The sequence below is a fragment of the Pseudoalteromonas maris genome, assembly GCF_049257235.1.
GTDB lineage: Bacteria > Pseudomonadota > Gammaproteobacteria > Enterobacterales > Alteromonadaceae > Pseudoalteromonas.
In genome coordinates, this window is the sequence record NZ_JBMMUF010000008.1 from 75,065 (window position 1) to 90,329 (window position 15,265).

Below are 15,265 nucleotides of genomic sequence, written 5' to 3' on the forward strand. Positions count from 1 at the left end.
GAAAGCGGTTTCATATTGCATTTGACCTATGTGCTATGAATCGCTGACCCAAAATGTAATAGAGTTTAAGCGTCTGCTAAGTTGTACTATCAGGAAGTGTATGATGTTAAGGATTATGTGTGTTTTACTGCTTTTAGGCAGCTGGGGCCATACGCTAGCAAGAGACATCAATGGCGGATACCCCAATCACTTTCCTCCCTTTAGTATCGCCCAAGAGCAAGTAACGGGCATTATTCCCGACTTACTCAGTGCTATGAATGAGTATGGCGGTCCGCGTTATTATGCGGCGCCCTATGCTAATAATCCGGTGAAGCTGCTAAGTGAAGGGCAACTTGATTTTATCTTCGATTCTCAGCGTTGGTCAGATAATGTAGAGCACTATTATTGGAGTGAGCCAATCACTCACATCAGCGACATTTTAGTCGTTAACAAAGACTCAAAAATTAATGCTAACAGCCTTGATGAATTTTTTGCATTAGCGCGCGCTATGCCTGTTCGCTTGGGCGTTAAGTACATGTATGTTTACCCTACACTCAACGAAGCGATGACTAATGAAACATTACTAAGGCGTAACTATTATACAGAATATGCGTTGTTAGATGAGTTAAAAGGCGCACATGGGCAAGTGCTTGATGCGGTAGTGATGTCACGCCTTGTGTATCAATACTTGGTATTAAATAACGCAGAGTTTGCTAACGCGTTTCGCATCTTGGAGTTTGATGTTGATAGTGCGCCTTATCAGTTTCGATTTCCAAAGACCCGGGATGGAAAGCTAAATTGGTTATTTACCAATGAGTTAATCTCTAAACTTAAGAGTGACGGTGTGATTGAGGGCATTGTGAAGACGTATGTGCACACGCCTCAAGATAGTGTGACAGATTAGTCAGCAAGTACCCTGGTTGGTGGTGATAACTGCTGTTCCCATATCAATACTAAAGTGGTAAATAAATCGCTTAAAAAATCTAAGCTATTAATTAAATTGTATTAAGCTTTCTGTATGAAAATTAATTTATACGGTTAGCGGATGCCATTTAATATAAAACCAAAAAGAACGCGCTTCACAATTCGCCTTACATTAATTGCCTCTTTTGTTCTAGCGTGTGCGTTTACCGCCGCGGTAGGGATAGTTTTACAGTTTTTATTTAGTAACCATTTAGCGACCGCATCAGCGCAGGATAAATTCGCAACTATTGCTCAGCAAAGTAGTTATCAAGCGATAGCGCAAGAACGCAGCGCTATTAGTTTAACGCGCACCCTCAAACATAATTTAATTGCCCAGCGCCTCGATATTGGCGCGCTCGACAAAGACGCACTGCTCGCACTGAGCACCTTACTTGAAGGTTCAAACAAGGTATTTTCACTGTTTATTGGTTATCAAAATGGCGAATATCTTGAGTTATCTAATTTAGAATCGGCCCCGGGATTAAGGCAAGCGTGGGGCGCTGCCCCTAGTGACCGCTGGGTGCTAGTACAGGTTACAGCAGAATCGTCAACACCTGATGAGGCTAGTGAACGTGTACAGATAACGTCTTATTTAGATAGTGCCTTGAATGTGCGTTTGCAGCAAAAGCAAAACAGCAATTATATGGCAACGTCACGACCTTGGTTTAGTGCAGCCAACAGCGAAAGTGTGACAAAAATACCGCCGTATATGTTTAGCTTTATAAACCAGCCTGGCACCAGTTATTCCATAAAAAACGAAAATGGTGATGTGTTTGGAGCGGCGATTATTATGTCGTCACTCAGCGAATATATGTATGTCAGTGGCTACGACGGCAAAAGTAGGGCCTTCATGTTTGATGACAACGGTGTTATTCGTGCTCAGCAAGTTGATCGTGAAAGCCGTCGTGTTACCAGTACTGCGAAAATTGCCTTGAGCGACGAGCAGCAAAAGCTGATAAACGAGATAGGCACACTCACGGTTGGGGTGATGGATGACTACCCACCGTTCGAATATAACCTATCTGGTGAGCCCAGAGGGTATGGGCTTGAACGCCTGCAATTGGTGGCAAGTATGCTTGGGTTACAAGTCAACCTCGTCAATGGATATACCTTTTCTGAATTAATAACCCAGCTCGAGCAGGGCCAAATTGACATGATGTTGGGTTTGATGAAAACCCGTCAACGTGAGGAGTTTGGTGCTTTTGCAACGCCTCATTATTTACCCAAGGTTGTATTTGCGACTAACGATCCGTCACTTGCTGGCGTCACATCACTGTCGGCATTGGCAGATAAACGTATTGCAGCACAAAAAGGCTATGCAATTACTGGGTTTTTGCAAGAGCGCTTACCAAACGCCACGTTTGTAGAATATAACGATACCCTTGAGGCAATGCGAGGCGTGCAGTTTGGTGAAGTGGATGTTGCCTTTGATTTGCAGGCAGTGGTGCAATATATAGAAACTTACTTCTACATAGATAACTTGCAAGTTAGCGATGAGATAGAGGAATTCAAAGGGCAAAGTGACTTTGGCTTGCACCATATAGTAAACAAAGATTTAGCAGCACTCGTTGCGCTGATTGACCTCGCGCAAAGCCAAATTGATGCTAAAGCGCAACAGCGCTTAGAACAAAAGTGGCTCACTTTTGGTAATGACCTCAGTCAACAAGAGGGTCAACTCAACCAATTACCGACGCCACAAATATTGGCATTGGCAACATCTGGAAAGGCCATTGATACCCTTAGCAGTATCGATATCGACGGTGTTGCACATCTGCTCTACATTACTCAGCTGACCGGTTTGTTAAACAGTGGTAATCGCGAATACATGGCGTTTATGGTGCCAGAGCAACAGGCGTTTGCAGAGCGCAATAGCTTTCTCAGTAACTCTATTATTGTGACGCTTGCCATATTAGGGCTAGTGCTGGTGGTGATCACCCAATTGGCTAGAAACATGGCTAACCCAATTCAGCGTCTGATTGCCGAGAATCACAAAATCAGTAGTCGCAATTACAACGAAGTCGATTATGTCTCCTCCCATATAGAAGAAATTCACCAGTTATCCAAATCATTGGTGGATATGTCAGAGTCCATTTGTGAATTTGAAATAGGCCAAAAAGAACTGTTGGACGCATTTATTCAACTTATCGCACAAGCTATCGATGAAAAGTCTCCATACACTGGCGGACACTGTGCACGTGTACCTGAGTTGGCCATTATGCTGGCCCATAAAGCGAACGAGTCTGATGACCCTCAATTTAGTGATTTGAAATTCAAAACTGAGGATCAATGGCGAGAGTTTGAAGTCGCCGCGTGGTTACATGACTGCGGAAAAATTACCACGCCCGAACATATTGTTGATAAAGGATCTAAATTAGAGTGCATTTATAATCGTATACATGAAATACGTACGCGCTTTGAAGTGTTATTGCGTGATGCAGAGATCCATTACTTAAAAGAGCTCATGGCAGCTCCCCAAAACAAAGAATCCTTAGCGCGCGAATTTGCAAAGCGCAGAGAAGACATCATTGCTGATTTTGAGTTTATCGCCAATGCCAATGTAGGCGGTGAATTTATGGAAGATGCCGACATTGATCGTTTAATGAATATTGCTAAACGCACGTGGCACCGAACGCTCAGTGATAGAGCAGGTTTGTCGCCAGAGGAAGCGCGCCATATGCAACAATATGATGAGTTTGAGCCCGGCGAAGTGCCCATATTGGCAGACAAACCGGAGCATATTATTAAGCGTCAAGTTGATGTGGCTGCGCGCGACGGTGGCTATGGCTTTAATATGCAGGTGCCTGAAAATAAACAAAATATCGGTGAATTATATAACCTTGGTATTAAGCGTGGCACGCTCACTCCAGAGGACCGTTATATTATTAACGAGCACATCACCAGCACCATTCGCATGCTCGAAACATTGCCCTTACCCAAAGAATTAGCGCGTGTCCCTGAGTATGCGGGTGGTCACCATGAAAAGCTCGATGGCGGTGGTTATCCTCGCGGCCTCACTGGCGAGCAGATGTCAACGCCGGCACGGATCATGGCCATTGCCGACATATTTGAAGCGTTGACTGCCAATGACAGACCGTACAAGCAAGCGAAAAGTTTGTCTCAGTCTTTGAAAATAATGAAGTTTATGGCTCAGGATGCGCACATAGATAAAGGTTTATTCAATCTATTTTTACAAAGTGGTGTTTATCTTGATTATGCACAGCGCTATTTGCAGCAAGAGCAAATTGATCATCCTGATATTAATGATTACTTGGTCAAGTAGTGAAGATTCGTTTGCCTCAAGGGGGATGGCTGCGCGTTGAAACCCGTAATATGAAGTTGCCAATGATTTAATGTGCCGATGTTGCCAGGCGCTTTGTCACGAAGTTGCAGTGTCCAAGTGCCATAGGCATTTTGGCCATTAAACACATTGGTGTTGTAAAGTTGATTAATATCACTCATAGAGCCTCCATCGCGGTCATGCAATGTGTAAATTTGTCCAATGGGAGACACTAAAACCACTTCTAAATCGCTCCTCCAACTGTGTTTGAGCATTAAACTCACTTCAAGCGCAAACGTGTTCAAATGATAAGGAACGAAAATTTCGCTGGTACTGGCAAGTACAGAATTATCTTCGATAACGACACTCTCGCTGTTGGTAAATGTGTATGAGTGGGCATCATGGGGAATGACATTAAGCGCTACTGAGCTTTGTTTTACTTCCTCACCTTTGCTTGCGGTGACTGTAAACACATATTTTCCAAACTGAGTCGATTGCTTAGTCGGTACGTGTAATACAATTTGCTCACCTGCACTGACACGTGTTTTTGATAAGGTGCTGCCAGCAAGTGCCGCTGCAACCGACACATTCCAATGCGCCCCTGAGGAGGCGGAGTCTTCGATACAAAACGCAAATGTGGCCGTCTCGCCAGCGTTAATTGTTTGCATGTAATTATCAGCGAACAGCGCAGCGTTGTTCAGTGAATGTGAGTCACTGTCGATGTCATTTTTTGGCTTGACGTGGGAATTGAGTGAATTCGGTGATGGTGCGACCAAGTTGCTGTAGTTTGAAAAAGAACTGTCATCGAAGTGTGTAAAAAAAGATAGGCTGGTGGTTATGGGCAAAGCAGAGCTAGAACCATTGCTTTGGAGCATGTTGGAAACTGGAGTGTGTTGGGCAAGCCATGGCTGATTGAGCATGGTCGAGCTTAAGAGCGAGAGTCCAATTAGCGATGTCAAAACGTTCATAACCTAGGTTCCTTTATGGGTGAAGAGCGTCTCCTTTTTTGCTCTTGTTTATGTAGTTAGATGAAATAGAAGGCCCACGTGGGGCCTTCTAGGAGGGTTACAACTTAGTTACGTTTACCCTTGCTCTTAGGCATGGCCGCAATTACCAATTCATAAGAACAGTTTGTGGTGTTGGTCTCACATACTTGGTAAGTGAAACTCGTAGCAGTTGAGTTAAAGCGATCTGTGTAAGAATCCTTCTTCACACCAGATTGAATTAACGTACCGTTACGATAGATATCAACAACCACAGGGTTTGGTGATGTCCAAGATAGTTCCGTGGTGATACGGTCGCCACTTTTTTGTGCATTACCGTCTAGGACAATTGTTGGCTCTGGTACAGGCTCAGTCACAGTCACATCTTTACTTACTGAGTGAGTCGCACCGTCATCATCACTTACAGTTAACGTGACAGTGTAGGTGCCTGCAACGCTATAGCTGTGTGCTGGGTTTGCAAGTGTTGAGCTTGCGCCATCGCCGAAGTTCCAAGACCATGTAGTTACTGCGCCGTCAGTGTCGCCACTTAGGTCAGTAAATTGAGCATCTAGGTCGCTCGTGGTAAAGCTAAACTCAGCTACTGGTGCAACGTTTGTCGGTGCATCTTCAACAGTAAGCGTTACTTGAGCTTGGTCAAATGCGTCTTGCGAGTCATGTGCTACAGCTGTGATTGTATGTGCACCTGCACTTAGCGTGTTTGTGCTAAATAGGGCGCCTGTACCAATCTTACCGTCAAAGTTAGAGTACCAATCAATGCCCGCGCTCACGTCACCGTCTTCAGCATCTGTTGCTGTACCATCAAATGTGATGCTGTCTCCAAGCATGAAGCTAGAACCGCCTGTTGGTGCATTGATTGTCATCACTGGAGCTTGGTTTTCTGCTGGTGGTGGTAGAACCGCGTCACCATTTGATACCGAGATGCTCCAGTTATTTAATACGCCTTCCATTGTGTAGCTAGACGTGTCTTCTACGTATAGACGCCATGTGCCTTTGCTCGACTCGCCAGCAAACTCAACCGGTGTGAATGTGTGCACGAGGTCGGCATTCCAGAATTGGCGCCAAGTCACGAGCTTCACTTGTTTACCAGAAGGTGATTGAAGCCATACGTTTAGGTGTTGCACTGAATTGAATGAAATATCTACAAACACTTCCATTGCATCAATGCTTACACCCGTTGGCAGGTCGATTTCAGTGTAAACGCGACCACCCCACTCAGGCATAGGCAGTGCTGTGTTGTTTGCGCCACTAACTGTGGTATTTGCATTGGCAACTGACAGCTCAATCGTTTGCTCGGTTGTTTGGCCCGCAGCATCAGTTACTGAGGCGCTAACAATGTGATCGCCAACCGATAAATCAGACTTAGAGAATGTTGCACCGTTGCCGATTACACCATCAATGTTTGAAGTCCAAACGATATTCGCTGTTAAATCACCATCTTCAGTATCAGATGCGTTAGCGCTAAACGTAATGGTTTCGCCACTTAGGAATGCGCCGTTATTAATTGGCGAATTAATGCCAACATTTGGTGCAAAGTCCGTCGTGCTCAGCGGTGCGCCACTAAGTTTCAATGACCAGTTATTAAGTACACCCGCATCGTTATTTGAGTGGTCAGCGACTTCAAGAGCCCATTGACCAAGGCCATTATCAAGCTCGTGATCAAATGTTTTGAAAGCCATTTGAATGCGGTTGCCAGATTGCCCTTCACGATCGCGAAGTACAGTCTCTTTACCACTTGGTGCAATCAATTTAATCACTAAGTCAGCAGCCCAATCATGGGTGATATCAATAGAGCCTTCGACCTGTGTTAACACCATATCGTGAGGTACATCGATAATGCTGATTGCTGGGTCGTTCGGATTTGCATCGGCGATAAGCACGCTGTCGTTGTTAGAGTACTCGGTAGTAACACTGCCTTCTGGCCAGACACGAAGTGTTAGCGGCAAAGTCTTAGAGATAGTACCGTCAGTCGCTGTCACAGTCAGGTTGTAGGTACCTGGTTGTGTCGCAGAAGAAGTGTTAATTGTCATAGTCGTCGCTGTGTCAGCGGCAACTGGGTTTTGGCTGAACACGACTTCGGCATTAAGCTCAGGTACGCTTGAAAGACTCATAGTTGCTTCGCCAGTGAAGCCACCAGCAGCAGTTAGGTCAATCACAAAGTTTTGGCTAACGCCTTGGTTTACTGTTGCGCTGGCAGGAGTCGCGTCCATAAAGAATGACGGGCCTGTACCACCTGAATCTGTCAATGCATTGATAAGATTCAAACGCTTCGAGTTGATGGTTTTACCTTCCAATGACACTAAGTGATCACCGGTATTCATCAAGATGCTCTTAAGCTGTGCGGTCGTTAAATTAGGGTTACCCGACAACAATAAAGCCGCCGCGCCCGCAACATGTGGCGATGCCATTGAGGTGCCGCTAAACACGTCATAAGCGCCATTAGGCGTGGTCGACAAAATGAACGAGCCTGGGGCCGCGATATGTACTTTCTCATCACCAAAGTTAGAGAAGCCAGAAAGGTTATCGGCATTGTCTGTTGAAGCCACCGCCATAACGTTTGGTACGTCGTAACCTGCAGGGTAGAAGCCGCCGCCGTCAATGTCAGCCGAATCGTTACCGGCTGCCGCCACGAACAACATGTCAGCATTGTTTGCTGCGGTTATTGCGTCTTTTAGTGTTTGAGTGAAACCACCGCCACCCCAACTGTTATTAAGTACGCGAACATTGTGACCCGCATTTTTTAGGCCTACCATGTAATCAATACACTGAACACCATCAGCCAGCGTACCACCGCCTGAGCCTAAGAAACTACAGCCAACCATGCTGGTACGCCAGTTTACACCGACAACGCCAAGTTGGTTATTACCCGCAGCGCCGATAGTACCTGATACGTGTGTTCCATGAGCTCCAGTATCTTGCGGGTTACCATTATCTAAAATTGCTGAAATACCGTGAACATCATCAATATAGCCGTTGCCGTCATCATCAATGCCGTTGCCTGCAATTTCATTTGGGTTGCGCCAAATGTTTGCCGCTAAATCTGGGTGTGCAAAATCAAAACCAGTGTCGATAACACCGACAATGACAGATGCATCACCAATGGTGTAATCCCATGCTGCTTCAGCCGAGATTTTCTGCATACCATACAGTTCGCCGTAGCGTGTGTCGTCAGGAATAGCCGTGTGCTGAACGATGAAGTTAGGCTCTGCATATTCAACGAGAGGGTGGTTTTCAAGGCTAGCCAAGACGCTTTCTACCTGGCGGCCTTTTCCGAGCTTTAAAACAGCAAGACGTCCATTGGCGATGTTACGAAAACGATCATCAACGCCGTCTTCATTTTTGTCTTTAAACGAAACACCAAGGTTTTGTGCAAGAGCTTTACGTTCGTTTTTACTTACCTTTTGTTTGAACTTAACGATCACCGTTTCTTGGTCATACTGCACTGCCGCTTTAGGTGGTGCTTGCAATGGTGCTTGAGCAACCGCCAGAGCAACGGGACTGAGTGTTGCTAGTAGCGAAGTGCTTAGCAATGTTGATAATAATCTGGAAGATGACTTCTTGGGTGTTTTCATCATCTGTACTCCTGTTGTTTGTAAATTAATCATTTGGTTGGTTTAGTTGTACGCACCCACTTCATTCTCCCTGTAAGACGACGCACGGTTCGCACTTCTTGTATGCGAATGTATATATTTATATACCTAGATATGTATATGATCAATACAAAGTTATCAATTAATTCACATTTATTTACTTAAATTGTAATATTTAGATTTATCTAATTGAAATTAAATGATTTAGTTGGTTGTGTTTTTTCTTGGTGTAATGTGGTTTTAGCGAGGTTTTTAAGGTTTTTCGAATCTTAATATGTATGCGAAGGGGTTATTTGCAGCGACTATGAAAGTGCTTACATACATAAATATACAAATTATGGTTGTGTGCGAATTTACCCGACAAGACCAACTCTTGTTACATATCACTTCAGGTAATGCGCTAGGTAAATAGTGCGCTGGCTAACTAATGTGCTAACAACTTGGAATTTTCACTATGTAGAGATTGTGCCCAGAGAGTTGGTCACGCCCAGAGCATGACCTATAGCCCGCCAAAGCGATGAGTTGCCTCGCTGGGTGGGAAGCAGGGGATGAGTGACAAAGATGCACACGTGTTTGTACTGATTAACAATAGGGATAGCAAAGGAGCTGTGTATGTAGGCGTTACGTTGAGTGTGATAGGCGTCGGTTGAACTAATTTAAATGGGCTATGGGGTTAACTAACTTGCTTATAAGTTATAGCAGTCAATATCAGGCACAAAAAAGCAGTGTCCCAATGGGGTAGGGCACACTGCTTTGATTTGAACAAATTTCAGACCTCAGAGGTCAATATGTCCTAAAAACTTACGGTTACGTCACTTGAGCACACACTTGTATCAACTGAGTCGCACGCTTTGTAGACAAACGTACCTGATGAGTTACGCGTAAATTTGTCGCTATATACAACATCGGGTGCAACTGTCGCGATGAAGCTGCCATTGCGATATAGGTTCACGTCTCGGCTCGCCGATGCAACAAGTTCAACCACGTTTTTACCCTTGTTCATGGTGTGAGTTGCTGTCAATTCAGGCGTTGTTGGCGGCTCTGTAGGTGGTTCTGTTGGTGGCTCACTGCCACCTTGGCAACCATTAGCTGTTAAGTAATCGCTCGCCGCTTTGGCTTGAACTATGCCATAGCCGAAGTAGACATCATGCCCTTGCGCACCTGCATCTAATGCGGTGGCCTTTAAAGCTTCGCGAATTTCTTCACCTGTACAGGTCTCATGATTGGACCATACCAACGCGGCAACGCCAGCAACAGCAGGTGTTGCCATTGATGTGCCACTCATATAGCCATAATCAGACGCACCGATTGATATTGATGCTGACGTAGCGTTCACCATAGCATCACGATCTGCCAATGCCACACCGGTTGCTGGGATTGATGTTTGGTTAGCAGTGCCTAATGTGCCGTACAGCATGCCGTCGACATTATTAACTATCACAGCGCCAATACCACCTGAGTTTTCGCAGTTCAGCACTTTGTCATGAAAACTAATATTACCGCGGTCAATAACACATATTTTACCCGCTGCATTGTTATCTATCAGTTCGGCGGTGCCCATAAAGTAAGTTGCGCCACTGGCATCGCCGGTGTTCTCCATACCTGAGTTGGCAATCGCAGTGCCATCAACACTTAGAGATGAGCTAATCGCTAAACCCGCTGGATACGTTGACAGAGTTTGTACACCGCCTGCTGTCGCTTCAACACAAATGGTTTCATCAAATGACGCGCGTTTACCGCGACCGCTGGTACAGCTTGGGAATTGTGAGAACTCGGCGATATTATTGTCTGCATCGTTTGCACCGATCATCATTACAGAAGGGTAACCTGCAGGATATGAACGCGCAGAGTTTCCATCGTTACCCGCTGCTGCAACAATAAAACCACCATTGGCAACAAAGTTCGCAAATGCGTTTGATTCTGTGTTGTTAGCACCACCGCCACCGAGACTCATGTTAATAATGTTGGCGCCGCCTTCAGAGCATTTCTGTGTTGCGTAGGCGAGATCTGATGAATATGCCCATCCGCTTTCGAGGAACACTTTAACAATATGCATGGGCACACCCGGCGCCATGCCGATAACGCCATAGTCATTGTTGGCTGCGCCAATAGTCCCAGCAACGTGAGTACCGTGTGGGCCACCATGTACGTCCCATGCACCCGTACCTGGGTCGTCACTACCAGTAATAGCAGGCCAGTTGAAGTCAGTGTTTGATCTATCTAAACCTGAATCGATCACACACTTTCATATCGCTTGCGCTATTAAAACTGAGTTGGTTTGCTTGTGATTGGTACACCGCATAAGGGGTAAGTTGTTGTGTTTGGGGATTGCCTGCATCGTCGTTATAGAGCGCCATTTGCCAACGTCGTTGGTCTTGCTCTACCAATTTTACATGGGGATTGTTGAGCAGGCCTTTGACTTGTTGCAGGTCTTTTCCTGCAAACGTCGCAGCGATAAAGCCGTTTCCATCAACATGGATATCCGCGCCAGATTGTGCTGCCAACGCTTTAACAATGCCTTTGTTAGCATTATCTACTTGGATGACAAAGCGAGAATCTTGCGCTTGGGCGCCACTGGCAAGGCATAAGGTAATGGCCGATATAGCACTTGCTAACTTCGTTATCTTCATAACATGACTCCTGTTATGTAGGCTAAAGCACGACATGAAGTGTTTCCCTAAACTGCATTTAGTTACTTGGCAACCTACGGCACATACCAAATTGCGTATCTTTTGTTGTCCCTGCTGAAGTACAGATACACATTCGAATACATGCAAAGCATTAATCTTTTGTTTTAACTAATAAAAGTTATTTACGGATTGATCTACTTTGAAATCAATATATACATTTATATACATATAGATTCAAAAGATCAAACTTTATTAACTTCTTTTTTGCATTTGCCTGTTCGAAAGCGGAGTTTTGCTGTTGTTCGCCGCATAAACAACAGGGCAATTACATTAGGGTATGTTGATGTTTGCAGTAGTCATTGAGGTGTTCTGCTAAGGCAGAGCCTACATCGCATAGTGATTCTATGTCTCGTAGGTGATAACGCCGCGAAAATACCCCAATGCCACTTCCTTGAAGGCTGAAACAAAGTCCGTTCCTCAAAGGTAAGCACACCCTAGCTGTTAGTTGAAGTATAGTCAGTGATGTGTGTTCTTGCAGAGTAAGATGGTATTTGTTAGTGGGTCTTTGTTCTGGCTTTTGGGCAGTGAAGGATGATTTTTGCACCGCCTAAGGCGGAAGTCTCAATACTCAATGTCCCTTGATGTGCTTGTATTATCTTTTTCGCAAGCGCTAGACCCAAACCAACACCACCTGAGTCACGACAGCGACTCAAATCTAAGCGCACAAATGGCTCTTGCACACGTTGGCGCTGGTCCAGTGGAATGCCGGGGCCATCATCCTCTACGATAATCTCGTAAAAGCTTGGTTGATTGTTGAGGGTCACACATACCTGCTGTTTGGCAAAGCGCGCGCCATTGCGCACTATATTCGACACTGCTCTGTTAAGCGCTGTGGCGTCAGCCTCAACAACACAGGGCTGCTGTCCTTTCTCGTTTAAATCAAAGTCAATATCTGGGTAGAGGTCTACATGCGACTCCAGCAGCGTAGACAACATATTGCCAAGTTTTACGTCGCTGTATGTGATGATATCGCCATTGTTTTCAAGCTGAATAAAGTCCAAGGCTTCTTTGATAAGCTGTTCTAATTCACTAAGTCCGTCATTGATTTTTATCGCAAGAGTATTGCCTGACTCATTGGCTAAGTTGGCCTCTAGCATATCAAAGGCCAGTTGCACTCTTGCCAATGGCGCTCTGAATTCATGGGCAATGGCTTGGATTAGTTCTCGCTGCGACTTGATGTTTTCGTTGAGTGAACGGTTTATCTTGTTCTGATGCATACGCTTTAAAAACAGCAAAATAAACGCAAATAGTGCACACAAACTGGCGATAACGGTATTGCGGTTATAGCGCTGTTGTTCAATCTCTTTTTGCTTTAGGTTCTTATCGGCTTGAAGCAACTTGATTTGTTGTTCGCGCTTTTCTGCCTCAAAGTGACTTAACAAAAACGCCATGCGTTGATCGCTTTCAGAGTTAAACATCTCGTCATTCAATTGCTTAAACTTTTCTAAGTAGGTGAGGGCGCTGGCTAAATCACCTCTATCTTTAAACAGAATGTATAAAAATTCATAGGCGTCTCGGCGCAGGCGTTTGTCATCGGTGTCGGTCGCGACTTCCACTGAGCGATTCGTTAAATGGATTGCCCGCTCATAATCGTTTTCTAATTTTGCTACTTTGGCATTGACCAATAGGGCATTCGCTTGCAGTGGCACAATTTGCAGTTCGGCTATGTGTTGCAGTGCTGGTTGCGCGTGCTCTTTGGCCTTTGCGGCGTCCCCGAGCTCTATAAAGGTGCTGGCGATATCAATATGAATACGTGCCATTAACCCCTGATCCTGCAGCTGCTCTGCTATCTCTAGCGCTTCGTCATATTGATGTAATGCTGCTTCAAATTGGCCTTTGCGTTGATGGGTCGCTCCTAGGCTGGTGAGTGTTTCTGAGGTGCCTAAGGTGTCTTTAAGGCTTTGGTAATAGCCCAGAGAACGCTGTAAATAAGACAGCGCCAAATCATAATCTTCTAGATAAAAATAGGTAAGACCAATGTTGCCTAAAATTTGTGCCAACCCCGGGATATCATTGAGCTCCTCTCTGATTTTTAGAGACTTCAGTTGATAATCCAAAGCAAGGCTATAGTTACCACTGGTGCCATGCATATTGGCAATGTTATTCAAAGAAACGGCAATGCTTTTAGGCTCATCCATTTGCGTTTGCAGCTCAAGCGCGCGTTGAAAATTTTCCAGCGCCTTTTTGGGTTGCCCCATGGTTTGATAGATGATGGCAATGTAATTGGTGGTATTGGCAATTCCCCGGGTATCGTCTTGCTTCGTAGCTATGTCTTTTGCAATCTCAAATTGTTTAAGAGCCGAAGGGTAATCAGCGGTGCGCCAATAAATAATGCCCTGCATGGTAGTGGCTACGTATATACCGCGGGCATCAGCGAGTTCAGTGGCAATCTGTTTGCTTTGATTGGTGAGCTGTTGTGCACGCTCGTACTGGCCCATGGAAACCAATGTCCAAATCATATTATTGAGCACCGTAGCGTGGCGTTTTGGGTCTGGGCTTTGCGCAAATACAATTAACGCTTGGTCGGCGTATTCCAAGCTTTTTGGTGGGTCATTATCGCGATACGCTTCCACCAGTTCGGTAAGTATGACGCCCTTATCCGTTAATGGTGCGGTGCTAAGTTGCCGCTCTAACTCTGTGATACGTTGTTGACGTTCATCTGCATAAGCGGCGTTATTAAGACATAGCGCGCTCAAGAACAAGAGAATGTATAGCAACTTAGCAGGCATGGTTTATCTATCCCCCACAAATAAGTAACCTTTGCCGTGAATAGTTCTAATTCTAGTGGATGGGCTATTGTCATCGCCTAATTTTTTGCGAATGCGGGACACGCGTAAATCAATGGTGCGATTGGAGCTTTCATATCCTAAACGAGAGAAATGTTCGGATATAAAATCACGGGTGCATATCTCTCCTGGACGTCTGGCAAGTAACGCTAGTAGTTCAAACTCAGCCGTGGTCAAGTCGACCGCCTGACCCTTGTGTTCGGCAGTTTGGTACTTAGTGTCGATAACCAGATTTTTAAACTTAATTAGGCTTGATTGGTCTTGGGCATCATTTAACTGCGGGTCAGTTCTCTCTGCCGTTAGTGGCGCAACACTTTGTTCATTGGGGTTACGACGAAGCAGGGCTCTTACTCGAGCGAGTAGCACGCGAGAGCGCACAGGTTTTGCTAGGTAGTCATCCGCACCGGTCTCAAGACCTGCAACTTCATCAATATCATTATCTAATGCGGTGAGCATTAAGATAGGGCCGTCATATACACCCTCAACACTGGGGTGGCCATAGCGCACTGAGCGACACACCGACAAGCCATCCATATCAGGCAACATCACATCCAACACCACTAATGCGGGCTGTTCATTAACGATACGTTTCACCGCATTTAAGCCATTGTGCTCAATGCGAGTGGTGTAGCCGTTAGTTTGCAAAAAGTCACTGACTAATTGAGCGAGCTCGGTGTCGTCATCAACGATAAGGATAAAGTTGTCTGCTGTGGTATTCATTTGTAAATCCAGACGGTTATGTTAATACTTAAACAATAATACATAGGGTGTATTAATTTGTATATTTTTGTTTTTTAGTATGAACCACTAATGCGTAGCAGGGTAATACGCGCACTGAACCTTGTGCACACACCCATCGCACCGTAAGCCATGATTGAAAATCAGCTTCGCTCACTGATCAGCACATAAAGAACCAAACTGGGGGTGATGCTCTTATCCAAACGGACCTAAATGGACGGTCATCATGCGTTTTCACAAA

Annotated in this window: 6 protein-coding genes and 1 pseudogene; 2 read left to right on the top strand and 5 right to left on the bottom strand. The window is 45.1% G+C overall.

The window, feature by feature from the left end; genetic code table 11:
* Positions 1-100: 100 nt before the first annotated feature.
* Positions 101-883, top strand: a complete 783-nt coding sequence (locus AAEU32_RS12065; RefSeq protein WP_421970780.1) for a substrate-binding periplasmic protein — start codon at positions 101-103, stop codon at positions 881-883.
* A 141-nt stretch (positions 884-1,024) separates the two neighbouring features.
* Positions 1,025-4,222 (top strand): HD domain-containing phosphohydrolase, encoded by a 3,198-nt coding sequence (locus AAEU32_RS12070; RefSeq protein ID WP_421970781.1) that lies wholly within the window; start codon positions 1,025-1,027, stop codon positions 4,220-4,222.
* Here the strand turns inward: AAEU32_RS12070 and AAEU32_RS12075 are convergent.
* The 5 genes and pseudogenes from AAEU32_RS12075 to AAEU32_RS12095 all read right to left on the bottom strand — a co-directional run bounded on the left by AAEU32_RS12075 (position 4,207) and on the right by AAEU32_RS12095 (position 15,006).
* On the bottom strand, positions 4,207-5,187 hold the full coding sequence (locus tag AAEU32_RS12075) for a proprotein convertase P-domain-containing protein (RefSeq protein ID WP_421970782.1): 981 nt from the start codon (positions 5,185-5,187) through the stop codon (positions 4,207-4,209). The two genes, AAEU32_RS12070 and AAEU32_RS12075, sit on opposite strands and share 16 nt — an antisense overlap.
* A 104-nt stretch (positions 5,188-5,291) precedes the next feature.
* Entirely contained in the window at positions 5,292-8,795 is a 3,504-nt protein-coding gene (locus AAEU32_RS12080) for a S8 family serine peptidase (protein ID WP_421970783.1), read from the bottom strand.
* A gap of 808 nt (positions 8,796-9,603) precedes the next feature.
* Positions 9,604-11,440 (bottom strand): annotated as a pseudogene (locus tag AAEU32_RS12085) (S8 family serine peptidase).
* 554 nt (positions 11,441-11,994) lie between these two features.
* On the bottom strand, positions 11,995-14,229 hold the full coding sequence (locus AAEU32_RS12090; protein ID WP_421970784.1) for a tetratricopeptide repeat protein: 2,235 nt from the start codon (positions 14,227-14,229) through the stop codon (positions 11,995-11,997).
* Positions 14,230-14,232: 3 nt separating this feature from the next.
* Positions 14,233-15,006 (bottom strand): response regulator transcription factor, encoded by a 774-nt coding sequence (locus AAEU32_RS12095; RefSeq protein WP_421970785.1) that lies wholly within the window; start codon positions 15,004-15,006, stop codon positions 14,233-14,235.
* Positions 15,007-15,265 lie beyond the last annotated feature (259 nt).